24 protein-coding genes and 2 pseudogenes are annotated in these 24,268 nt (G+C 37.1%); 22 read left to right on the forward strand and 4 right to left on the reverse strand.

Going from position 1 to position 24,268, the window contains the following annotated elements:
• Positions 1-77: 77 nt before the first annotated feature.
• From tnpA to JCM14209_RS06120, 4 genes are all read left to right on the forward strand, one after another.
• Positions 78-515, forward strand: coding sequence for an IS200/IS605 family transposase (gene tnpA, locus JCM14209_RS09280; RefSeq protein ID WP_025022656.1), 438 nt, complete (start codon positions 78-80; stop codon positions 513-515).
• Positions 516-790: 275 nt separating this feature from the next.
• The gene (locus JCM14209_RS06110; RefSeq protein WP_025022657.1) at positions 791-1,297 is read left to right on the forward strand and encodes a nucleoside 2-deoxyribosyltransferase; all 507 of its coding nucleotides are present in this window, start codon (positions 791-793) and stop codon (positions 1,295-1,297) included.
• 416 nt (positions 1,298-1,713) lie between these two features.
• Positions 1,714-2,028 carry a hypothetical protein gene (locus JCM14209_RS06115; protein WP_162148753.1) on the forward strand — a complete coding sequence of 105 codons (315 nt, stop codon included), beginning with the start codon at positions 1,714-1,716 and terminating at the stop codon, positions 2,026-2,028.
• A gap of 99 nt (positions 2,029-2,127) precedes the next feature.
• Complete coding sequence (locus JCM14209_RS06120) at positions 2,128-2,469, forward strand: hypothetical protein (protein WP_025022659.1); 342 nt, start codon at positions 2,128-2,130, stop codon at positions 2,467-2,469.
• A 187-nt stretch (positions 2,470-2,656) separates the two neighbouring features.
• Here the strand turns inward: JCM14209_RS06120 and JCM14209_RS09285 are convergent.
• Together JCM14209_RS09285 and mscL are read right to left on the reverse strand one after the other, a co-directional pair.
• Positions 2,657-3,855 (reverse strand): annotated as a pseudogene (locus tag JCM14209_RS09285) (MFS transporter).
• Between the two features lie 118 nt (positions 3,856-3,973).
• A complete protein-coding gene (gene mscL / locus JCM14209_RS06130) occupies positions 3,974-4,360 on the reverse strand; it encodes a large conductance mechanosensitive channel protein MscL (RefSeq protein WP_025022660.1) in 387 nt (128 codons plus the stop codon).
• 543 nt (positions 4,361-4,903) lie between these two features.
• Here mscL and JCM14209_RS06135 point away from each other — a divergent pair.
• The 9 genes from JCM14209_RS06135 (at position 4,904) to JCM14209_RS06175 (ending at position 10,894) form a co-directional block, all read left to right on the forward strand.
• Positions 4,904-5,254 (forward strand): hypothetical protein, encoded by a 351-nt coding sequence (locus tag JCM14209_RS06135; protein WP_025022661.1) that lies wholly within the window; start codon positions 4,904-4,906, stop codon positions 5,252-5,254.
• A gap of 304 nt (positions 5,255-5,558) precedes the next feature.
• On the forward strand, positions 5,559-6,179 hold the full coding sequence (locus tag JCM14209_RS06140; protein ID WP_025022662.1) for a nitroreductase family protein: 621 nt from the start codon (positions 5,559-5,561) through the stop codon (positions 6,177-6,179).
• 85 nt (positions 6,180-6,264) lie between these two features.
• Positions 6,265-6,642 carry a hypothetical protein gene (locus JCM14209_RS06145; protein WP_025022663.1) on the forward strand — a complete coding sequence of 126 codons (378 nt, stop codon included), beginning with the start codon at positions 6,265-6,267 and terminating at the stop codon, positions 6,640-6,642.
• 270 nt (positions 6,643-6,912) lie between these two features.
• On the forward strand, positions 6,913-8,028 hold the full coding sequence (locus tag JCM14209_RS06150; RefSeq protein WP_025022664.1) for an ATP-binding protein: 1,116 nt from the start codon (positions 6,913-6,915) through the stop codon (positions 8,026-8,028).
• Between the two features lie 193 nt (positions 8,029-8,221).
• Positions 8,222-8,557, forward strand: coding sequence for a hypothetical protein (locus JCM14209_RS06155; RefSeq protein ID WP_025022665.1), 336 nt, complete (start codon positions 8,222-8,224; stop codon positions 8,555-8,557).
• Positions 8,557-8,853, forward strand: a complete 297-nt coding sequence (locus tag JCM14209_RS06160) for a hypothetical protein (protein ID WP_025022666.1) — start codon at positions 8,557-8,559, stop codon at positions 8,851-8,853. Before JCM14209_RS06155 ends, JCM14209_RS06160 begins: the two co-directional genes overlap by 1 nt.
• 228 nt (positions 8,854-9,081) lie before the next feature.
• On the forward strand, positions 9,082-9,267 hold the full coding sequence (locus JCM14209_RS06165) for a hypothetical protein (protein WP_025022667.1): 186 nt from the start codon (positions 9,082-9,084) through the stop codon (positions 9,265-9,267).
• A 164-nt stretch (positions 9,268-9,431) separates the two neighbouring features.
• Positions 9,432-9,566, forward strand: a complete 135-nt coding sequence (locus JCM14209_RS10410) for a hypothetical protein (RefSeq protein WP_263640355.1) — start codon at positions 9,432-9,434, stop codon at positions 9,564-9,566.
• Positions 9,567-10,513: 947 nt separating this feature from the next.
• Entirely contained in the window at positions 10,514-10,894 is a 381-nt protein-coding gene (locus tag JCM14209_RS06175) for a hypothetical protein (protein WP_025022668.1), read from the forward strand.
• Between the two features lie 104 nt (positions 10,895-10,998).
• On the opposite strand, the gene apf is transcribed toward JCM14209_RS06175, so the two are convergent.
• Both apf and JCM14209_RS10570 read right to left on the reverse strand, forming a co-directional pair.
• The gene (gene apf / locus JCM14209_RS10590; RefSeq protein ID WP_476703326.1) at positions 10,999-11,445 is read right to left on the reverse strand and encodes an aggregation-promoting factor; all 447 of its coding nucleotides are present in this window, start codon (positions 11,443-11,445) and stop codon (positions 10,999-11,001) included.
• Positions 11,437-11,913: pseudogene (locus JCM14209_RS10570) on the reverse strand (CHAP domain-containing protein); the annotation flags it as partial. The gene apf and the pseudogene JCM14209_RS10570, both read right to left, overlap by 9 nt.
• A 933-nt stretch (positions 11,914-12,846) precedes the next feature.
• Between JCM14209_RS10570 and JCM14209_RS06190 the strand changes: the two are divergent.
• The 9 genes from JCM14209_RS06190 (at position 12,847) to JCM14209_RS06230 (ending at position 23,842) form a co-directional block, all read left to right on the forward strand.
• Positions 12,847-14,589, forward strand: a complete 1,743-nt coding sequence (locus tag JCM14209_RS06190) for an ABC transporter ATP-binding protein (protein WP_025022670.1) — start codon at positions 12,847-12,849, stop codon at positions 14,587-14,589.
• Entirely contained in the window at positions 14,589-16,376 is a 1,788-nt protein-coding gene (locus JCM14209_RS06195; RefSeq protein ID WP_025022671.1) for an ABC transporter ATP-binding protein, read from the forward strand. The genes JCM14209_RS06190 and JCM14209_RS06195 overlap by 1 nt, the downstream gene beginning before the upstream one ends.
• A 530-nt stretch (positions 16,377-16,906) precedes the next feature.
• A complete protein-coding gene (locus tag JCM14209_RS06200; protein WP_025022672.1) occupies positions 16,907-17,164 on the forward strand; it encodes a hypothetical protein in 258 nt (85 codons plus the stop codon).
• A 583-nt stretch (positions 17,165-17,747) separates the two neighbouring features.
• Positions 17,748-19,091 (forward strand): TrkH family potassium uptake protein, encoded by a 1,344-nt coding sequence (locus tag JCM14209_RS06205; protein ID WP_025022673.1) that lies wholly within the window; start codon positions 17,748-17,750, stop codon positions 19,089-19,091.
• A 389-nt stretch (positions 19,092-19,480) separates the two neighbouring features.
• The gene (locus JCM14209_RS06210; RefSeq protein WP_025022674.1) at positions 19,481-20,518 is read left to right on the forward strand and encodes a zinc-binding dehydrogenase; all 1,038 of its coding nucleotides are present in this window, start codon (positions 19,481-19,483) and stop codon (positions 20,516-20,518) included.
• A 181-nt stretch (positions 20,519-20,699) separates the two neighbouring features.
• The gene (locus JCM14209_RS06215) at positions 20,700-21,221 is read left to right on the forward strand and encodes a hypothetical protein (RefSeq protein WP_025022675.1); all 522 of its coding nucleotides are present in this window, start codon (positions 20,700-20,702) and stop codon (positions 21,219-21,221) included.
• 155 nt (positions 21,222-21,376) lie between these two features.
• Positions 21,377-22,144, forward strand: a complete 768-nt coding sequence (gene pnuC / locus JCM14209_RS06220) for a nicotinamide riboside transporter PnuC (protein ID WP_025022676.1) — start codon at positions 21,377-21,379, stop codon at positions 22,142-22,144.
• A gap of 9 nt (positions 22,145-22,153) precedes the next feature.
• Positions 22,154-23,377 carry an AAA family ATPase gene (locus JCM14209_RS06225; protein WP_035520083.1) on the forward strand — a complete coding sequence of 408 codons (1,224 nt, stop codon included), beginning with the start codon at positions 22,154-22,156 and terminating at the stop codon, positions 23,375-23,377.
• 93 nt (positions 23,378-23,470) lie between these two features.
• Positions 23,471-23,842, forward strand: a complete 372-nt coding sequence (locus JCM14209_RS06230; protein ID WP_025022678.1) for an HAD hydrolase family protein — start codon at positions 23,471-23,473, stop codon at positions 23,840-23,842.
• The last annotated feature ends 426 nt before the right edge of the window (positions 23,843-24,268 follow it).

Raw genomic sequence — 24,268 nt, forward strand, 5'->3', positions numbered from 1 at the left:
CTTTTTAACCATTCATGTAACCTCCTTTCGAGAAATATATGCTATAATTATTATAGCAACGAAAGGGTGGTATGTAAATGATTATACATGAAGAGGGATACGTTTATAATTTCAATTTTCATTTAGTTTTCGTTACTAAATATCGAAGAAAAATATTTGATACTCAAGAGAAAGTTGACACTATGAAAGCTATTTTACAACGACAAGCAACTATTTCAGAAATAACTGTTAGTCAGTTAGAGGTTATGCCAGACCATGTGGATATGTTAATTTCTTTTAAGCCAAAATACGCTCCATCCAATATTGTTAAAAATCTCAAAGGAGCGTCAGCTAGAATATGGTTCAAACAATATCCAGAAACTAAAAAATTATTATGGGGTGGACATTTGTGGTCGCCTAGCTATTATATGGGGACTTTAGGCGATATGAGTAAGGAAGTTGTAGAAAAATATATTGAATCTCAATATACTGAAGCCATGAGAAGACAACTTAAAGGTTACTATGGTAAAAAATAGATAAATTAGTTTAGCGGGCTTAACCCTGATTAAAATCAGAGGTTTGCGCCCGTTTTATAATCAAAAAAATAAAATTTAGTCCTCTTGCCTAAGTTAACAACAAACAAAAAAATAATCCCCAAAATTGACTTTACATCCGTTAAAAATTCAGTTAGTATAGATAACAAGGTTGAGCCCAACCACAAAACCTAGTGTATAACTAGAAAATTAAACACTACATATAGTTTCGGAGCGATTGTTTTGCTTTGATGCGCACATTTTTATGGAGGGTCGATATGAAGAATACAGATCAGGTAGCAACTACTAAAATTTATCTTGCGACAAGTTATTTTAATCCGACGCAAATTCAGCGAGTGGAAGATGCTTTGTTGGCATTGGAAAAAAATCCCACAGTCGGAATCGTACATCAACCATTTGATTTTCAATATAAGGACGCCTCAATTAACTCTGATCCAGAAGGGATCTTTGGATCGCTTGAATGGCAAGTGGCTACATACAATAATGATGTTAATGCGGTCGCAACGTCAGATGTTTGCGTCGCTTTATATGACATGGATGAAATTGATGAAGGCATTTGTTTTGAAATCGGGATGTTCGTCGCAATGAAAAAACCAGTTGTCTTACTTCCATTTACGACAAAAGAAAATGATGCCTACGAAGCCAACTTAATGTTAGCGCGCGGTGTAAGTTCATGGTTAAAACCGAATGATTTCCAACCATTAGAAACATTCAATTTTAATCATCCAATGGCGCAACCTGTCGTTCCATTTAAAGTGATTTAGTTTATATCTTATCCTACTTTGATAACGAAATTTTCGTAATCAAGGTAGGATTTTTTGTGGCTCCAAGATGTGAATGGATCACCCGAAATAGAACTAACCTCTCTTCGTTTTAAAATAAATCTTAATATTTATATAATAAAATCAAATAAAAGGGTTGACATTTTTAAGAAATGAGAATAATATATAACATGTAAATCAGATAAATAATGATTTTTTTGATTTATATAATTTAAATATCTATAATTATCTAATTTACATTAGTAAATATAAAGGGAATAAAAATGATAATTCAGTCGTGTTCAATGATGAAGGCTGATTATTATTTTGAAGGGAGGATAAAATGGTTACCATAATAATTTAAGCTTGAGTCGAGAGGCTACGGCAGATACCCAAAGTATTGAAGAAGAAAGGAAAAGATGATGTTTTCAAATATATTGAATTGGCGATATTTGAATCAAGAAAGATTGAAAGCCGCCAAGTATAACTGCCAAAAAGTGGTAAAGAAAATTACGGTTTATCAATATTATGAAGATGCCTTAAATATGAGTAAAGCAAAGCAAAGCAAGGCGCATACCGTTAAGGACGGTAGTTGGCGTTTTGCTAAAACTAAGCTTAGCTCATATTTCCAAAATATTTGGAAGGCAGTTTATATTTTGTACCGACAAGATGGAAATTATATAAACTTAGATCCAGTCTGGGGTCAACTGAACTATTACAGCATCGGTAATTAGGATATAAGACGTAATATCAAGGATATTATATAAGTTTAAATCTATACAACTTACTTAACATAAATTAGTACAATAAATAAGAAATGTGAGGAAATAAAAATGAGTTTAGAATTTAATAAAAATTATTATGAAGAAAGTGTAGTATATACATATAATTTTTGGCAAGATGCCTTAAGAGAATTTGTGAAAGATGGTGGGGATTTGAATGAAGCGGCAAATGCCTTGCTAGCTTTGGTTGGTGTGAAACCGGGATTTGTATCGGATATTGGGATGGAAGATATTAAATCAACCGTCTATTTTGAAGGTGAAAAGGAAACGCTCTATCGTGACTTCGTATATTTCAATGGAAGAAAATTTTCGCTTCATCATGAAGACTTTGAATTATTAAAACGAGCTTTTGAAATCAAAGAACGAGACTATGATCCCATTTACCTGAATTAAATCGTTGGGCTAAACAATTTGATATTCCAATGATAACCGTACGAAAATTATATAATATGGGACGAATTGCAGGGGGGAATTTTGAAAGTACGTGGCAAAGTCCAGAATACTGTAATTACATGCGCATGGTCCACCATTTAGTATAGAATAATAAAAAAACTGGGAAACATATTTGTTTCCCAGTTTTTTAGTGGTTATTAATCGCGTTATTAAGTCGTTTTCTAAATGTAAGATAAATGATGATAATCAAAGGGATGATAATCATCATTGAAGGGTAAAAGGCAGCGGCTCCAAGGTTGTGGGTTACAAAGCCCCCAACAATCGGCCTAATGCCATTCCAATATCAGCACCTAAATAAAATGTAGAGCTCGCAATCCCTTGTTCTTCAACTGGAGCTAACAAGAGGGCAGTTGATTGAAGGACGGAATAAATAACCCCATATCCAACGGCCATGCCGATTGCGGCGAGGCCCATCATTAAGTTGTTTTTCATAATGGTTAACATTAATAGATAAAAGGCTGTCGCAATCGTACTTGCGATTAACCATGGGCCAAAAGCGATGGTATCGAAGTATTCCTTCAAGAAAATCCGCAATAATAATAAGAAAATTGCGTAAATAAAGAAATATGCCCCCACAGTAACGTCCATATGACGTAAGTGAACGTATTCAACTAAATCCGCCTGGGTGGCAAAATATGGCATCGCAAATAAAGTCGTTAATAACATGACCGGCAAAGCGTTCATTTGAATTAACTTGAATCTTGGCTTGTTGCCAGTTGCTACAAGTGCTTGGGCGTGCTTGGATTTCACTGGAACAGCATGATCAGAAACCGATACGACCATTAAAATGATTAGAATAGCGGCTGCCACAGCAATCGCAATAGTTGCGTGATAACCTAAACGCTTGTAGAGATTAATTGAAATCGCAGGTCCCACCGCCATCGCTAAGGCATTGGTTAACCCGTAAAATCCCATGGCTTGGCCGATGTGTTCTCTTGGAACAAGATGAGCGAGCCAAGTTGTCATACAAACGGTACATAAAACATAACCGGCACCATTTAAAAGCCGAAATAGCATTAACATCTGCGCGTTCGGCGTGAAGATATAACCGGTAATCCCCGTTAAAATCAAGCATCCACCTAATAATGAGAGTGCGTATTTGGAGAATTTATCGGATAAATTCCCGGCAATTGGACGCAAAAGCATAGAAGTAATACTCATTGTGCTGACGATAAAGCCCGCAAAGGTGGTGCTTGCGCCCAGTGATTTAGCGTAACCATTAATAATGGTATTCATAAACATGTTTGTAAATAAGAAGAAAAATGAAGCCGCCATCACCAAAATGACATCTTTGGTGTAGAGGCTTTTTTTCTTGGTCTTTTCCATAATAAACAATCCTCAATTCTTTTTCATACTTAGTAATTATAGAACTGATAGCTATTTTAGACAAGAATGGCAGAAAAAAAGGCTAGGGTCAAACCCTAACCTTAATTATTGCGAAAAATTATTTCTTTGCTAATAAATCGCGAATTTCTGCAAGTAATTCTTCTTGTGTTGGTTCTTTTGCAGCTTCTTCAGCAGCTTCTTCTGCTTGTTTCTTACCTAATGCAGCAGCCTTTTCAGCAGCACGTACAACGAAGAATAAAGTTGTACCAACGATTAAGAAGTTGATTACGGCACTTAAGAATGATCCGTAAGCAATACCGTTCCATGATAAGCCAGCGATGTCTTCAACGTGAGCAGCTTTTAAAGCTGGGTTAAGAATTAATGGTGTGATTAAATCCTTAACAAGTGATGTGATGATTGCGTTGAATGCAGCCCCCATTACAACGGCAACAGCTAAATCTAAAATGTTACCTTTAAGTAAAAATTCTTTAAGATCTTTTAACATAGTTTATAATTCCCTTTCTCCTGAAAAATATGTTGTTGTTGTTTCCATATAAAAGAATAACACAGCGATTATCCTTGTGCAATATATTTGGGTGATTTTTTGAAGAAAATATGAATTTTTTTATCGAATTTAACTAAATTTTTTAATTTTAAATAATGACTGTAAATTTTTAAAAGACTAAATTAAAGGCAATTATCTCCATACTATCTGTCTAGAAAAATATTTTCATGAAAAATAATCGAATTATTATTAAGTTGTTTAAGATGTATTCAAATGTAATAAATGGTAATTATTAAAACAATAAATTCTTGTTATGGATAAAGGCAAATCTGTAACTATTTATAATAGAAGAAATAAAAAATTGAAATTAAAATCCTGATATAAATTAGATAATTCCTGAAAAGCAAGTTAATGAAGTAATGAGGGGTAATTATTATTCCTGATAAACGCAAAAATCAGTCTGATTTAGGGATTTTTGTTCCTTAGGCAAATCCAAGAAACCCTTTTAAGATGAAGTCATCAAAGGAAAGGAGCGAGTTAAATATGTTTGAAGCCTTTGAATTTGCCTTAGAAAATCAGAAGTTGATATACAAGGCCTTACGTCAATTAGGATATGAAAGGAGGCATCCGGATTTTGAAGATATGGTTCAAGTAGGTATTATTTTGTTGGCGGAAATGTATGCCCAAGATCAAAAAGAGGGAAGACAACGGTCGATGGGCTATTACTTTCAAGGAATTAAATGGCGGATTATCGACGAATATCGCAAAAATGTTGATCGTATTGCCCAAGAACTGGGGCAATCAAGCGATGAGAATCCGAAAAAGATAGATACTGCCAGAAAAAAACGAATAGCTAAAAAGCTATTCGGGAAAAGACGTGAAACGAATTTTTAATAGTATGTATAAATATATAGTAATGCATAACCAAACATATTGTAACTAAAATTTTTCAGCTTACAAAACTGCCAAAATCTAAATTTCTTGAGACCAATTTCACCGTAATTTTAGATAGAGGGTGTATAATAAAAAAGAAGATAAAATCTTATCAATAACACAGGGATGTAGCGTGACTGAGCTTAAGGCACAAGGGTTGCCCAGGTGACCCCAAGAGCTGCAAGGGTAGCTTATCTAGCTTATATCCGCGCCATCGCAGTGCTTTGAGGAGATTTTCCAAACTAAAAAAAGAGGTAACAAAAATATGAACAACGATTTTAAAGATATTTTACTCAATCGTAAGTCCGTTAAAGTTTACGATGAAGACGTTAAGATTTCTCATGAAGAAATGCTTGAAATGCTTGATGAAACTGTCACTGCACCTTCTGCGGTTAACTTACAACCATGGCGCTTTGTGGTTGCGGAATCTAAAGAAGCTAAAGATGCTATCTTAGAAATCTCAACTAACGTGAACCAAGTTAGCTCAAGTGCAGCGGTCGTAGTCTTTTTCGGAGATTTACAACCCCAAGCCAACCTCAACAAGATTTATGATGAAGCATTAGCTACGGGCAAGATGCCAAAAGAAGTTTACGATCGTCAAGTTGGATTCATCAAGCCATTTTACGATGGTTTTTCAGAACAATGGATGCGCGAAGTTGTTAAAATCGACACGAGCTTGGCAGCCATGCAATTCATGTTAGTTGTGCGCGAACATGGTTACGACACCAACGCCATGACCGGCTATGAAGCTGATAAAATGGCTGAAAAGATGGGCTTAGATCCTAAGCGTTACGTACCTGTGATGATGATTTCAGTCGGTAAGGCCAAAGAAGCAGGTTATGATTCTGTGCGTATGCCGGCTAAAGACATTACTGAATTCAAATAAATTAATAAGCTAGCTTAGCCATCATTCTAATGGGTGCATCAGTTTACGCTGATTTGCATCAAAAACGAAAAGTAGGGGGGAAAAAATGGAGTTATACATATACGCTTATTTTTACGCTTATTTTCCAATGTACTATGGTTTTACTTGCATGTTAACAAATATCACTGTTAACCACGTTAATACGAAGGAAAAAATCGTTCCTAGGGCAAAGAAAATTTTAGATACAATTCCTAAAAAAGAAAGAAGAAAATTTCAAAGGCTGCGAAGAATAAAAATGATTTCAGCATCCATTGGTTATCTTTTGAACCTGACCGCTGTTATAAATCAAATGTTAGGTTATGAAGTAGAATATACTAGAAACCTAGAAATTTTTGCAGGAGTCGTCTTTCTAATTGCCTCTTATGCAGGATTATACTACCCAAAAATTGTAAAAAAATATATCGAATCAATTCCGTATAACTAACAGATTCTTTTGAAGAAACAATAAAAATAATGAAACAACGTCTTAACGGAAATATTTTTTCTGATTATAAATCTATTGATACAGATACAAAAAAGAGTGAGTTAAAAATAATAACTCACTCTTTTTCTTTTGCTAAGCTAATCTTCGAAAGGTGTTTTTACGTTACGTATCCGCAAAAACCTGGGCGCTTAGAGCGTTGCGCAAGTAAGTTATTTTTGTGAGCGGTGGTTTGTTGTAAAATGAAGATATATTACAAAAGAGGTGAGCAACATGCAAGCTAAAGCTTTGGTTAAACAACACCTATTGGTTACCGGCCAGACTGGTAGTGGGAAAACCACGGCGGCCTTAACCATGATTGAAGAACTCAAGCAAAACGATCAAACGGTCATCATCTTAGATCCGACGGGCGAATACAGCCATCAAGAAAATATGGTGGTTTATAAATTGGGCGAGAACTGTTACATTGATCCAGGGTCATTGACGGCGCCACAACTGTTGTCAATTATGGATATTGAAGATGACAATTTGATGAAAAAAGTCGCCAACGCGATTACCTCATTGAAAATTCAGGCGAATTTGCATAAAGATAAAACGGGCGTTTATATTAAAAATAACCGGCCCATCAAAGAGCATAATGAGGCGGTCAATCAGTTGGAATCTTGGATGAGAAACTACAACTATGACTTGTTGAGCCAACAAGTTATCGAAGAATACGTCTTACCTTATGGTGATGAACGTGCGGATTATCACTTGTTGGGGCAAGTATATGACCGGCAAAAAATCAATCAAGCTTGGGATCAGATTCTAGATTTAGAAGCTAAAAATCACGCTGACATTTTTCGTCAAATCTTCGGTACCCGCAACCGAAAAGGCCAATCCAAATTAGAAATCAGCTATGTGTTAACTTTATTTACGAAAATGAAAGCTAAAAAACGGGCATTGGTGATTGATATTTCAGAATTAAAAAAATATCCGCAAAGCCAAAAACAAGTGCTTTCCTTGATAATGCAAGTAATTTTACAATTACGAATGGAACAATCAAAGAGTTTTCCAATCACGGTTTTCTTGGATGAAGCACATCGCTATTTACCAAACGAATTAAGGGATTTAAGTGAAAACGGGATGTTCCAATTGTTAAGAGAAGGCCGCAAATATGGGCTTAATTTAGCGTTAATTACCCAATCCCCGTTGGATTTACCTGCCAGCATGTTAGGACAATTTTCGAATTTCTTGATCCACCATTTGGCAACAACAACAGAAGAAAAAAGCTTACAGATTCCAAACCTCGATTCCAGAAAACTAGCCACTCTTGGCGTCGGGCAAGCGGTTGTTTGTTTAGATAATGCGTTTGTTGGGATGTGGAAAGGAAAAGAGAATAATTTTTGAATTAATACTGCATAATTTTCGGATAGAGCTGATGGTTATGCAGTGTTTTTTATATTCCTTTTATAAAAGAATTATAAAAGGAATATAAAACGAGAAGTATTCTAACAATTTTCTTAGCTTCCAACCTCCGAAATTGGCAACTGACCCGCAATTTCGTTATAATTAAAGAAAAGTAATGAAAACGAGGAAAATAATGCGCGATATTATGCAAGATGATAAGGATATCATGAAAGAAGAAAGCCAAGAAGTCAATCTTAACAATCCAAGTGAACGAATGCTGTATGTCGGAATGTTAGGCGGCGGGCAGGTCTTGATTAAGAAGTTCAATGAAGATAATCTCCGTGTTAATACGGATATGGGGTATTTGTTGGGGATGATGGCTTTAGAGTCAGGCAAAGAACTCAAGATGCGCCGTTTAATTGCCCAAGCGACTTATGCGATGGATGATAAGGCGCGCGAAAACTTTAAGACTTCAATGATTGCGACCTTACAAGAATACAAGCGCCAATTAATGAAGGGGGGATTATAATGGAAAATTATGATCAAAAATATCTCCCATACTTAATTGAAGCCAGTAAGGCTAATTTTTTAGTGATTGGGCAAGGTAAGTCGACTTATCGCAATTTTAATCAATGGGAATCAGAATTAAAAGCCACTAAGGCAGTGACGACCGCGCGTTTATTTAAGCTCGTGGTTGAACAAACTAATGAATTCGACATTGAAATCGTGATGATGTCAATGTTACAAACAATTGAAAGAAACTACGGCAAGCAAGCGGCCCTTGAATTCGCCGATGAATTCGAACGCTATGTTAGAGGATTATAAAACCAGGGATTTTCCCTGGTTTTTTTGCTCTTTGTCAATTAATACTGATGAAGAAATCTAAATAAATATGTCACGTGTATATAAATATATTGATAATAAAACGTTGATATATCAACGTTTTGTATGATATAATATTAGATATGGTCAAAGGCGGTCTTCTTGATCGGGGGTGATGCCAATGGGATTTTCTCTAAGTGTAAACCCTACTATAAGAGAAAGGGATTCGCCATGATGGTATTAGCTGGTACATTATTTGTGCTAGTAATGTTCATTCGTTGGATGGTAAAAGCAGTTGAAACTATGACTGATTTAGTTAATGCTATTTCAGGATTTATTAATAGTTTAACCACTTTGCTTGAAGCGGTTGAACGATTTAAAGCCGTTAGAAAACGGCATAAAAAAAACCGTCACTAAGACGGTCTAATTCTTTATTAAATTAAATGAGGACCGCCGAAACGATCATACTAGGAGTAACTATTGGAAGTAGTTACTCCTTTTTGTTTACAGATAAATAATAGCATAAAATACTGAAATAATCAATGATATCGACTATTCCTGTTTTTTAATTCAAACGTTGGATGGTAAAAGCAGTTGAAACTATGACTGATTTAGTTAATGCTATTTCAGGATTTATTAATAGTTTAACCACTTTGCTTGAAGCGGTTGAACGATTTAAAGCCGTTAGAAAACGACATAAAAAAAACCGTCAATAAGACGGTCTATAAATTATAATTTTTAAATTAAAATTGAAGACCGCCGAAACGATCATACTAGGAGTAACTATTGGAAGTAGTTGCTCCTTTTTGTTTACAGATAAATAATAACATAGAATGCTGAAATAATCAAAAACATCGACTATTCCCGTATTTCAGAGTGATTCCATTATTTATACAAATAAAAAATAGAAGAAGAAGCAGCTCAGGATTTATCAATAGTTTGACAAATTTTCTTGAATAAATTGAACGATTTAAAGCTGTTGTAAAACGGCAAAAAAATAACCGTCAGTAGACGGTCTTTATATAAGAAATAAAAATAAATGAAGACCGCCGAAACGATCATACTAGGAGTAACTACTACCAATAGTTACTCCTTTTTGTTTACAATTAAATCCTAACATAGAATGCTGAAATAATCAAAAACATCGACTATTCCTGCATTTCAGAGTGATTATATTGTTTATACAAATAAAAATAGAAGAAAAAGCAGCTCAGGATTTATCAATAGTTTGACAAATTTACTTGAAGCGATTGAACGATTGAAAGCCGTTAGAAAACGGCAAAAAAATAACCGTCAATAAGACGGTCTTAAACGATTAACTTTATATATGTAAGACCGCCGAAACGATCATGCTAAGAGTAACTATTCCACGTAGTTGCTCTCTTTTATTTATAAGTAAATAGTAACATAGAATGCTGAAATAATCAAAAATATCGACTATTCCTGTATTTCAGAGTGATTCTATTATTTATACAAATAAAAAATAGAAGTAAAAAGCAGCATGGAAGTTAATTATAATGAAAAAGTACTGATGATAATCTTGAAATATACTTCAAAATTTTCATCAGTAAAAAATATTATAGAACTCTTTTTTGTAATCAAAACTTGAGCTTGCAGCAGTAATATGGGTAAAATATTAATGTAAGAAAGGAAGAGAGAAACTATGCAGTATATTGATATTATTTTTTACATAATAACAGGATTTATTTTTTGGGAACTGTTGCGAGTTGAAAAAAAAGATGCCAAAGCGAATACGGATGCAAGAAGTCATCTCAGAAAATCAAAGAGAAGTGTGATGTTCCGGAGGATATCATTAATTTTGATGATTTTACTCGTGATTATTAATGTTCTTGAAATAGTGCAACACAAGTATGCTGCCAACGATTTCATGGATGTCATAATCGTTTTAGTGTGGGCGATTGATATTCCCGCTAATATTTGGTTGCTTAGTTATGACCACGCTGAATTGAAGAAATACAAATGGGGAAGCGTTGTTCTTTATGCCATTTGGTTTTTACTTACAGTCTATAGTGTTGTTGTTTAAGTGATTTAAATCCTTGATACTCAACCATCAAACGTTGAGCATCAAGGATTTTTTTTACAAAAAAAACACATCCCGAAAGATGTGTTCCATAATTTACGCTAATCTTAATACCAACCGTTAGCTAACCAAAATGATTGAGCGTTAGACCATGAGCCGTAACGAGAAGCAACGTATTGGTCGGCAACGCGTTCTTGGTTGGCAGGTGAGAAGTCACCATTTAAGTATGATGCTGTTAATTGATAACGACCGTAGTATTGACCGTTTTGGGCAGTGTAACTACCGCCTGATTCATGAGCAGCAATCCATTCTTTAGCTTGAGCGTCCGCTGCAGATAAACCGTTTGTTTGGTTTTGAGTTTGGTTGTTATCTTGTTTTTGTGCTTGGTCTTTAGAAGCATCGTTTTGAGTTGTAGTTTGAGCTTCTGATTTATCAGTTGTTTTTGAACTAGTTGCGTCCTTGTGAACAACTGACTTGATGCGTGTTTGATCAAATGTACGGTTGTATTTAGCTGCAACTTGACCTTGTTCCGCATTTTGTTCGATGGTTGTCATGTTACCTTTGTCATCGATTGAAACAACGACCCCAGTGTGACCGTAGATACCAGGGCTAAGGGCGCCACCAGCTTCCCAGTTAATAACATCCCCAGGCTTGATATCTTGGATTGAAGGGTATTGCTTCACGCTCCAACCATATGCACTCCAGTCATAGTCAGTTCCAATGTCTTGAGCAAATGATTTCCCTGATCCCATTAATTGAGGACCACCTAATTGTTGAACATACCAAGCAGTCAATCCATAGCATTGACCATTATTTAAAGTGTGTCCTAATTGAGATTCTAATTGAGGAAGGGCATTTTGAACTTCCTTGTTTTCATCTTTTTTGTTTTCGTCTTTTTTGCTTTCTTGTTTGCGTTGTGAAGAGCTTGACTTGTGTTCATCTTTACTTGATGATGATGAACTTGAGCTTGCTTGACTTGATGAAGAAGCTGCTTGTTGGATTGCTTGACTTGCAGAAGGCACGTTTGCGTCTTCTTTGTTGTCTTGCGTCTTGATTACAAGTTGTTGACCAACATGTAAGTAACTATCAGCAGAGATGTTGTTGTCATCCGCTAATTTTTGAAGGTCAATTTTTGAATTAGCAGCAACGCCAGTTAATGTATCACCTTCTTGAACGGTATATACATTGTCAGCCGATACATTAACAGCGCCTAAGGCTGTCCCTGCAAGCGTTGTGGCTCCGAGAAGTAATAAATGTTTACTGTCTTTCAAATAATCTAAATCCTTTCTGTACAATCTATATTTACATTTTTGGAAATCTTAAAATTTATTTAACAATTAAGAGTATACGGATAATCAGAAAACTTGTCAAAAACCACCAAATCAAGCCGTAACATAATTGTTAAGGGCTAAAAACTTATAGTATAAGGAGTAAAGGAGCCTTTATAAACAAGTTGTTTCGTAAAAAAAGGGATTTTTAGGTGAATTGTTACAGGATTGTTAAAAAGATGTAAAGTGGTATGCAAGGTAATAGAAAACATTTTCAAAGTCAATCCCACAAGGATTTAGCGTATTTTTTGGGGAAATCGAAGAGAAAACCTGCTATAATGGGAAAAATTTGCAAAGGAAGTGGTACGGATGAATATCCGCATACTATCGCCAAAAGATAACCAAGCTCTTTGGCAAATTATCCGTCATGAATTAGAAAGCCACAAGCTCGCGTTAAATGGATTATTTTTTCATTAAGATATTAGCTTAGAAAACGACTGAGAATTTTTAGGGGCGCTTTTTTGTCAGAAGATCAAAAAACCGACTTTAAACATAGGAGAAATCAAAAAATTTGTCCTATGTTTAAAGTCGGTTTTTCAATTTTAAAAATATAGGCAAAAAGTTTTGAAAAATTGTGCTTAACGGACTAAAATTAAAGAAAATATTAAGAAAGAAGAGGGAATTTTCATGGGAATTTTCAGAAAACTCGCGTGGTTTTTCAAGAAAGAATGGAAAATCTTTACAGCAGGGGTTTTGACCTTGATTGCCGTATCGATTGTGAACGTCTTTCCACCACGTATGATTGGGTTGGTTGTTGATCAAATCGACAAGCATACCTTAACCATGCCACACTTGTGGTTATATCTCGGGATTTTTCTATTGTGTGTCGTGGCGCAATATATTATGCGTTACATGTGGCGCCGCTTCATTTTCGGGGGATCCGTTATTTTAGAAAAAACTCTTCGTCGCCAATTATTCCAGCACTTTTTAAAGATGGATCAGACATTCTATCAAAAACACCGAATCGGTGATTTGATGGCGCACGCAACTAACGATATTGATGCAGTTAGGGATGTCGCCGGCGCTGGAATCTTAATGTTAGCCGATTCGCTCGCAACGGGGGTCACCACGATTGTTGCGATGGCCATGTTTGTTGATTGGCGCTTAACGATTCTTGCCATTTTACCCCTCCCATTGTTAGCCGTGATGGCAACAGTTTTAGGTAACAAGATTCACAATGCTTTCGAAAAAGCACAAGCTGCCTTTTCTGATCTTAACAATAAGACGCAAGAAAGTATCTTAGGCGTTAAAGTTATTAAGACATTAGGTCAAGAACAAGAAGATGCCCAAGATTTTCAAAAGCATGTTGACCATGCGATTGCCGCCAACAAGAAAGCTTATCGCTTGGATGCCTTGTTTGACCCAATGACTTCTTTAATTATGGGACTTTCATACGTCATGATTATCATTTTAGGTGGTTATTATGTAATTCACAATGTAATTTCCATCGGGCAATTGGTAACGTTCATTTCCTACATGGCAGCCTTGGTATGGCCCATGTTTGCGATTGGACATTTGTTTAACATTTTGGAACGTGGAAATGCTAGTTACGATCGAATTTCAAAATTATTAGCCCAAGAAAACGACCGGGTTACTCCGGCTAAGTTAGCACAATCAGCCCAACCTCACGGCGATATTAGCTTTGATGTGGATGAATTTGCCTTTCCTGATGATCCGAAAAAAGCGCAGCTTAAAGATGTGCACTTTACGGTTAAAGCCGGACAAACTTTAGGGATTGTCGGCGAAACAGGATCGGGTAAGTCAACTATTTTACGTTTATTGATGCGAGAATACGATCACTACAACGGTCAAATCAAAATGGGCGATCATCTTATCACCAGTTATCCTTTTGAAAACTATATGCAAGCTTTAGGGTATGTTCCGCAAACTAACTTCTTGTTTTCAATGAACTTGAAAGAAAACATTCGCTTCGCTGATCCGACAGCGACTCAAAAAGAAGTTGAAAAAGTGGCCCAAATTGCCGATGTTCACGCCGATATTTTACGGATGGAAGAAGGTTATGAAACCGAAGTTGGAGAAATGGGGGTTTCATTATCTGGGGGACAAAAACAACGCTTGGCGATTGCGCGCGCCTTGTTATCTCACCCAGAACTCTTAATTTTAGATGATTCGCTTTCAGCGGTTGATGCTAAAACTGAAAACCACATTTTAGATGCATTGCATGAAAGCCGTCAAGATAAGACGACAATTATTTCTGCGAGTCGTTTGTCATCAGTGAGTCAGGCTGATGAAATCCTCGTCATGGATAAAGGCCAAATTATCGAAAGAGGAACACATGAACAACTCTTAAAAGCGGGCGGTTGGTACGCTCAAACATATGATTTACAAGAAAAGAAAGGGGAAAAATAATGAAGGATAAACAATCTGCTTGGGCCAAGGCCTTTACATTAAAAGATCAAGCGACAATCATTAAGCGCTTATTGCCTTTTGCCAAACCATACAAAAAATACTTCGTGATTTCCTTTGCTTTTGCGCTTTTCTTGGGGATTGTGAATGTCTTTTTACCACAGTTACTGCAATACTACATGGACCATGTTTTAACCAATAAAAATGCGGGCTGGAACTTGATTTTAGCGTTTGCGGCCCTTTATTTCTTGGGGACAATTATCAAGGCCATCACCCAATTTATTCAAGCATTCGCCTTTTCAATGGGGGCTGAATACACTTTAGAAAATATTCGGGTAACTTTGTTTAAAAAACTTCATAGCTTAGGGCTTAAGTATTTTGATAGTACGCCAACCGGATCAATCGTTTCGCGCGTTACTAACGATACGAAAACGCTATTTGACTTTTGGAGTTTGTTTTTACAAATCGCCATCACTTTCTTTGCGATGGTCACCGCCTTTGTTGCGATGGTCAGTGTGAACTGGAAAATCGCGTTAACCAGTTTAGCCTTTGTACCAGTGATCTTTTTAACAACTTACATTTACCAACGGATTAGTTCCAAGATTTATCGAACAATTCGTGAAGCTTTAAGTACGATTAATACGCGCATTAATGAATCATTGTTGGGGATGGGAATTATCCAACAGTTCAATCAAGAAGAACGGATGCAACAAGAATTTGATAAAATCAATGATTACTACGCCATGCGCCGTCAAAAAATGATTAACATTAATTCATTTTTCTTATTCCCAGTTGTAACGTTGATGTATTCGTTAGCGGAAATCTTTGCGCTCGCAATTTTCGGGGTGCAAACTACCCACAACGTCTTCGTGGAAGCAGGGGTAATTTATGCCTTCTTAACTTATGTCCAAAACTTCTTTAATCCGCTATCGAACGTCATGGATTACATGCCATTTTTCCAAGATGGTTTGGTTGCGGGCTTTAGAATTTTGAAGGTTTTAGATGATGACACCATCGCCCCTAAACAAGAAGTTGATGAAAACGCCAAGATTACTGACGGGAAGATTGAATTTAAGAACGTGACCTTTGCTTACGACAAAAATCCCGTGCTAAAAAATGTTTCCTTTACCGCCAACCCAGGACAAACGGTCGCTTTGGTCGGCCACACGGGTTCAGGTAAGAGTTCAATCATCAACGTGTTATTGCGTTTTTATGAATATATGGGCGGCGAAATCTTGGTTGATGGCCATGACTTGCGTTCATTTGCACCCGCAGAATTACGTAAGAAAACTGGTCTAGTACTTCAAGATCCATTCCTATTTTATGGAGATATCGCCTCAAATATCCGTATGTTTGATGACCAAATCACGGATGAACAAGTTAAGCAGGCCGCAAAATTTGTCGCTGCAGATGAATTTATCGAAGAACTCGACGGTAAATATCACGCCAAGGTAACGGAAAGAGGGGCCACATATTCAAGCGGTCAACGCCAATTATTGGCCTTTGCCCGTACAATTGTGCGCGATCCCAAAATTTTGGTCTTGGATGAAGCCACGTCAAATATCGATCCGCAAACTGAAGTAAAGATTCAACAAAGTTTAGCCAAAATGCGCTCGGGAAGAACCACAATCGCGATTGCCCACCGGTTATCAACAATCAAGGACGCCGATTTGATCTTGGTGTTGGATAAAGGAGAAGTAATCGAAAGAGGAACCCACGATGAGTTAATGGCATTGGATGGGTCTTATGCGGGGTTGTATAGATTACAACAAGCAGATAACCCAAGCTGATGGAGGGCCAAAAGGGGGCCGTATGATTAGCCTAGGAGCAGGCGTTATCTGCGAAGCAGATGGCGAATGACTCCGTAGCTAAGCACTAGGCACCGGCCCGGAATCGCGATTCCCCCAAGCTGATGGAGGCCAATAAAGACTCCGTACAGTTAGCCTAGAAAGTCACGTTATCTGCGAAGCAGATGGCGGGAATTTCGTAGCTAAATGCTAGGAGGCTGGCCCGGAATCGCGATTAAAATCAAGCTGACGAAGGGCCAAAAGAGGCCGTATGGCTTAACTAAACTTGCTTAGCATATATATATATGCTAAACTGATTTAGTCATAATAAAACCACAAAAAAACGTGAATTAATTACTTGTTAGAGTTTAGAAGAAGTAATAGATTCACGTTTTTTCTTTGAAGCAGGTTCTGGATCAAGCAAGACAAGATTTTGTGATAAAAAAGATAATCAAGTTGATAAGGATTATAATCGTTGATATAATATTTTTTGTCAGCGGGCGGCATGTACCTTGTGAAAGGAAGTGTTGCCTATGGAGCAAGAGGTGAGTATATCGGGTCTAGCACTTACGCAGACGAAAGGAAACATAAGATGTCGTGAACCCGCTCAAGTGGTTTGTGGAATTGGCAAAAGTTATTGCGGACATTCCATCAAAGACTATGCAGGTGCTCTATGTATCATTATTTATTTTATTAGTGATAATCCTAGAACTGTTGCCTGTAATAGTTTATTTATTGGTGCATTAAAGCACAAAAAAACCGCTTATAGCACACCAAAAGCTAAGCGGTAAGTTTAAGTAATTAGACATGCCGTCTCTGACACTAGGAGTTACTGTATTGGAGTACAGTAACTCTTTTCATTTATTATGATAAACTAAAATTAGGATAAAAGTCAATATGATAGATTGTGATTTTTAGTAGGCGAGATGGTAGTACGATATAAATAAAAAGATAGCTCGAGTTATAAAATAATTGAACTATCTCTATCAAATATTACGAACTAGCAAATCGCGTAATTATATGTATAGAAAATTAAACACCAAAAAAGGTATCAGTCAGTAAAAAATACTAACTGATACCTTTTTATATACGATTGCAACGGCGATCTGTTCAAAAAAATACTGCGTATGCATAAAATTTCAGCGCAAAATTTCAAATGGAAAGGAACATACGCCATCTTTAGAACTTATAAATAAAAAGACCGTACGCGACAATCTCAAAAAGGGACTAAAATTAGTCGCCTTTTTTCAAATAAATTCTACATGATAATCCGCGAAAATACAAACTAAAATGCAGATAGATACATAAAAAAATAACATCTACCGCGATAATCTAGTATAATAGAGGATAAAAGTTAATAACGGAGGCAAAATAATGATTGAAATCAATCATCACAAGTATTCTTTTCCTAAAGTACTGACGTTTGGTTTTATCTTCGTGATTTTAATAGGAACTTTCTTATTGATGCTGCCGATTTCAACGAACAAGGGTCTACATACTAGCTTCATGACCGCGCTGTTTACTTCAACCAGTGCGACTTGTGTGACGGGGATTACCTTGGTGGATACCGCCACGCACTGGAGTTGGTTTGGAAAGTTGGTAATCACGCTTTTAATTGAAATCGGTGGATTAGGTTTTATGACCTTCACGGTGTTGATGTTCTTGTTGATCCGTGGAAAAATGAGTATGTCCACGAAGCTTTTGACCTCTGAATCGCTGAATTTAAGTACGGTTTCACAATTTGATATTGTCTATTTGGTTCTTAAATTATCGGTGGCGATTCAAATTATCGGCGCGGGTTTATTATTTGTTGATTTTTATCCCCGTTATGGATTTCAAAAGGGCTTAGCTTTTAGTATCTTCCATTCAATTTCAGCCTTTTGTAATGCTGGCTTTGACTTGTTTGGAAACAGTGTTCAAAATTTCGCTAATAATACCTATGTTTTAGGCGTTTTTGCGTTCTTAATTTTAGCGGGATCGCTTGGATTTTTGGTATGGAAAGATATCTTAACTTATCGCCAAAACCACCGCTTATCATTACATACAACGCTGGCTTTAAGAACAGGGTTTGCGTTATTCACCTTATCATTTGTAATGTACTTTATTACGGAAAATAATTTGAGTCAATTGGCCGATCAATTAGACGTTAAACAACGCTTAGTTAATACGATTTTTATGGCAATTACGCCAAGAACGGCGGGATTAATTACTTTTCCATATAATGAACTCACAGCTTCAGGGATGGCCTTTACCATCATGTTGATGTTTATCGGCGGAACTCCGGGATCAACGGCGGGAGGGATTAAGACCACCACTGTTGGGTTATTGGTTATTCAGAGTATTTCTACGCTTAAAGGCCAACAAGAACCAACCTTTGCGCACCGCAGATTCTCACAGGAAAATATTTTCCGCGCGATTGCCTTAATCTGGGTCGCTTTGGTTTTAGTGATTGCGGCCATTGTGGTTTTAACCAAAACGCAAGCTTTACCCAAGCATGATACCTTGGAGTATGTGACCTTTGAAGTGGTTGCGGCCTTTGGAACCACGGGTATTTCCTTAGGTGTAACGCATTACTTCAATTACTTCGGCCAAGCAATCATTATGATTTTAATGTTTATTGGTCGGGTCGGGATCTATACGGTAATGTATTCAATCTTAAATGCAAAACCCAAACAAAAATCATATCACTATCCAAAAGAAGATATTCTGATTGGGTAACTAAAAAGAGGATGGAACCAAAATTCCATCCTCTTTTTTAGATTGACTTGAGAAATCCGCGATAAAAGTGGGATTCGCAGATTTTTCGTTATTTTATAGTAAAAGTAATGACAACCACAAGGGTGGAGTGGTTGCAGGGTGTTTAAAATCAAATTATACTGAACATTCACTTTAAAATCTGAATGTTCCTGAGAGTTACTGCTTAAGTAACTCTCTTTATTTGATACTTTTATTATAGACAATATTTACCAAAAAAGAAAGAGAAAATCCAAATTTTTTTAAAAAATACTGATTTGATACCATAAAGGTATATAAAACATATAATTAGCGTTAAGCTAGCCAAACATGTATACTGAAAAATATCCTAAATAAAGAAAAGAGACGAATTAATGAAAGCAACAGTATTTACTGAACCTGGAAAGGTTGAAATTAAAGAAATTGAAAAACCAAGTTTACAAACCCCAAAAGACGCGTTAATCAAGGTTGTGCGGGCTTGTGTGTGCGGGTCTGATTTATGGTGGTTCAGAGGCATTGGCGACCGCAAGCATGGTGGTCAAGTTGGTCACGAAGCTATCGGGGTGGTTGAAGAAGTTGGTGCTGATGTCAAAGAAATTAAAGTTGGTGACTTTGTAATCGTGCCATTTACAAATGGTTGTGGAAAGTGTGTCAACTGTCGTGCGGGATATGACGGTAATTGTATCGCTAAAGACCGCCGTGATGTCACAGGTTACCAAGCAGAATATATTAATTACAACCAAGCTGACGGGGGCCTTGTGAAAATCCCAGGGAAACCAGAAGATTACACTGAAGATCAATTAAAAGACTTACTTACATTATCTGATGTCATGGCAACCGGTTATCATGCCGCTGCGAGTGCTTTGGTTAAAGAGGGCGATACCGTTGCGGTTATCGGGGATGGCGCTGTTGGTTTAAGTGCAGTGATTGCGGCTAAATTACGGGGCGCAAAGAAGATTATTTCATTAAGCCACCACGAAGATCGTGCGCAATTAGCCCGTGAATTTGGCGCAACTGATATCGTATCAAGTCGTGGCGATCAAGCGGTTAAAGATGTGCTTGCCTTAACGGAAGATGGAGCTGGTGCAGACGCTGTTTTAGAATGTGTCGGGGCTGAATCCGCCATCGAACAAGCCGGCCAAATCGCTCATGCTGGTGCGATTATCGGTCGTGTCGGGGTGCCGCAAAAAGAACCATCAGCTAACTCATTATTATGGAAGAACGTGGGCTTACGTGGGGGCTTAGCTTCAGTAACAACTTACGACAAGCAAGTCTTATTGGATGCAGTTCTAAAAGGTGAAATCCACCCAGGTAAAGTATTCACGCAATCATACAAATTAGATGATGTACAACAAGCTTACGAAGCAATGGACCAAAGAAAAGCCATTAAGGCAATGTTAGTAATCGATTAAATTGTTGGGGGACGGAAATAATTCCGTCCTCTTTTTTTGCGGGTAAATTGGTTGGCTTGCAAGGACAACTCCAAGGCCTCTCACGGAAAATTCTTGAAGTTTTCACCAAGATTTTCCCCAAGCATTGAGGAAAATGGCGAAGTTTTCTATAATAAGAATAGAACAAATCGGAGGTATATATATGAAAAAAATAATCAAATACGTCGTTGCATTTGGCGCAGTTTTGCTTGTTTTGATGGCACCAACGGCCGTTAATGCCGCTACTCATCATCAAGTCCACCAAGTCAAAGCTGTGAAGCTGGATCCAGAAAACTTGACCGCAAAACAAGAAGCGGCCCTTTCATGGTGGTACATCTGGAAGCACCACTCACTCATGGCGATGTCAGGAGAAAACAAAGTCGTTAATCAACTCGGTGATGCTAAAGGAAAAGTTCAAGTCTTCTCAGTTAAAAATGCCCCTGAATACGCTAAAGGTCGCTACGGCTTACCTCAAGCAGCCACAAAAGTCTGGTATGTGACTTTAAACGGCAAAAACGGGGTGCGCTACACGCAAGTTGATGGCAAATATTTCTTAGATGGCGGCGATGGTGGTTTTAGACCGGAACCCGTAACCGCTAAGCAAATGATTGATCAAGCCAAACAAGATAACGCGCTTAATGATATCATTGCTTTTTCTAACAACATGAAAGTTGTCGAAAAATAATTAGTCAAATGCATCTCAAGTGAGGTGCATTTTTAGTAGCAGAGAAAACAGTTGTACAAAATTCCTAGTTATGCTACATTAACTAGGTAAAATCAAACAAAACGAGGGTTGCTTCCGATCACGCCTCGAAAAAAACAGTAGGAGATGTTTATTTTATGTTTAATAATTCTGTTCGTGACCTCGCAAAAGGTCTCAAAGTTGTCTTTTCACCTAAGGAAAATGTCAAAGATATCGTGACACTCAAGGGCGCCACGAAAATCATGATGTTGGTGATGTTACTATCGCAAGTTGTTGCCTTTATTTATGGTAAGGACTTTTCAACAATGGGTTGGATTGGCTTAATTACTGGGATTGCGACGATCATGAACTTAATTTTAATCGATCAAGGTCGCTTGACGAACTACTTTTGGGGGATGATTAGTACCACCGTTTGGTTCGTGATTGCGATCGAAAATAACTTAGTCGGCGATATGTTTTCGCAAGGGTTCTACTTTATTATGCAATTCGTTGGAATCAGTGCGTGGCATAAAGACATTGCCGAAGACGCAAAGATTGAAAATGGAACTAAAGAGCTTAAAGCCAAAAAAATGAGTTTACCGCTAGTGATTTTATCAATCATCGGGACAATTGCGATTTATTTTGTCGTCTTATACGTGAGTCTAAAGGCCAACGGAACTAATCCGTATGTGGATGCGACTTTACTTCCATTAGGGATTGCGGGGCAAATTCTAATGACTTTTGGCTTCCGTAGTCAATGGGTGGCATGGATTTTACTAAATGCCATCAACGTCGAAATCTGGGGTGTTCAATTATCAAATGGGGGACCCGCAGCGATTACAATGTTCATCTTACAAATCGTGATGTTCATCAATTCGCTTTACGGAGCCTACCTTTGGTTCAAGCCTCAAGATGATGCCAAATAGGAGGACGACATGATAGAACCAAAAGCACCAATTTATAATCGGGTGGCTCAAAGTGCTAAAACGATGGGCGTGGTCTTCGGAACCTTCGCGCCATTTCACAAGGGCCACTATCAAGAAGTAATTAAATCACTATCCCAAAACGACTTAACGGTTGTGATTGCCTCAGGTTACGCGGATGATCGCGGCGCTTTAATCGGCTTACCGCTAGCAAAACGCGTGCGTAAAATCAAAACTTTATTCCAACCAGAACCAAGTGTTTTTGTGGCTGGTTTAGATGAAACTGATATGCCGCAAATGCCAAACGGCTGGAATCCATGGATGGATGCCTTGTTAGATATTATGCAAAGCGCGATGGTTGGTGATAGAACGCTCTTTGATTTAGAACGCATTTCATTTTATGTTGGTGAACCTGAATATGGCAAAGAACTTGAAGCAAGATTTAGAGATCGAATGCAAGCCTTAGGTAACCGCTTGCTAGCAGACGCAAAAATTGAAGCGGATGCATTAAGAATCGTGGAAGATCCTACATATTTTAACGCAATCGTATCAGATAGAGGTCAATTTGAAATTTCAGCGACAATGATTCGCAATCATCCGATGGAATACTTCAACTTGATTACTAAGCCGTTTCAGTCGCACTTTACCAAAAAAATTGCGGTTATTGGCGCTCCTTCTACGGGGAAATCAACTTTGATTCGCCGCTTATCGCAAACATTTAACGCCAACCATTCCGAAGAAACAGCCCGCGAATTTGAAAATAAGTTGGGCATTAATGATGACGACTTGACGGTTGATGATTATCGTTGGTTTGTAACCAGTCAACACGAAGAAAATTCTAAGGTGATTGATAATACTCAAAATGGAATTGCCTTACTGGATACAACCCCATTGGCAACTAGCGTGTACGCGAAGTTATATTTATCAGATGAAGAATTTAAGAGTTTGAAGCCTTTATTTGATTACTATATTACCCACGAACACGTCGATTTGATTTTGGGCACGATGCCAACGGGTGTGGTAGAAGATGACGGTAACCGCAATTTAGAATGGGCAAATGATGGTGTGAGATTCTATGAAGAATTAGAACGCCAGGTAAAAGAATACGGCTTAGAAGATAAGCTAGTAGCTTTAAGCCCAATCAGTAAGGACTACACATTCTACGACCGCTACCAAGAAGCAGTGGATACGATAGAAGAGTTGACGGGTCTAGAAACCGGACACTTAAAAGATTAAGCTAGCAAAAAGGTTGAGAGAAAAGCCTCTCAATCTTTTTTTATTAGGAGCAATAGCGTATAATAAATAGAAGAAAAAATATGGAGGACAAAGATGACACAAAATTTCGCAAATGAACATCCAATTATGTATGATGATGTCAGAAAAATCGCAACATTTATCGCTGAATATTTTCCAATGTTATCAATTAGTTGGTTTACTGAAGATACATGGTCAACTTTAGCACAAGATGACAACATCAAAGCGATGGAAGAACAAACTGGCCTACAAGCAAAAGTTGTGAAAAAACCACAATTCTCACGCAAAGATCCGGTATATAAGATGTTAGTGATGGGGACAGATGCAGATAAGTTATACGAAGCAACAAGCGCAATTAACCACATGGATATGTCATATACAAGTGGGGGATATACAAGTGAAACTTGCTTTGAAGTAAAAAATACTTCTGAATTAACAGAAGAATAGTTTTACTATGTTGAAGTCGAGAATTTTTTCTCGGCTTTTTTGTTTGTGGTGGGGATGAAGAAAATAAAAGTAAACAATTTTTGATGGAATTAAAAATTAATTAGTGAAAGTTTAGATAAAAAAAGGGGAAATAATAGTAAATTATTGGATATTTTGGATTATTTTTAAGAAAAAAATATTTTTTTGAAAAAAATTTATTTCGGATTTAAAGATAATAATGAGTAATTACAAGTTGTAATTTATAATTTCACCACCAAAACACAATCAATAGTACAAAATTTACGAAAAGAAAGTGAAAAATTCGCGAACAAAGCAAAATTAACTACGTAAAAAAATTTTAAAATAAGGGTTGACGATTATCCAATATCTTAGTATAGTTATATACGTTGATTGCGACAGACAAGTTCTTAAGCGATTAACAAGATA

This window comes from Ligilactobacillus hayakitensis DSM 18933 = JCM 14209 (assembly GCF_000615845.1).
GTDB classification, from domain to species: Bacteria; Bacillota; Bacilli; order Lactobacillales; family Lactobacillaceae; genus Ligilactobacillus; species Ligilactobacillus hayakitensis.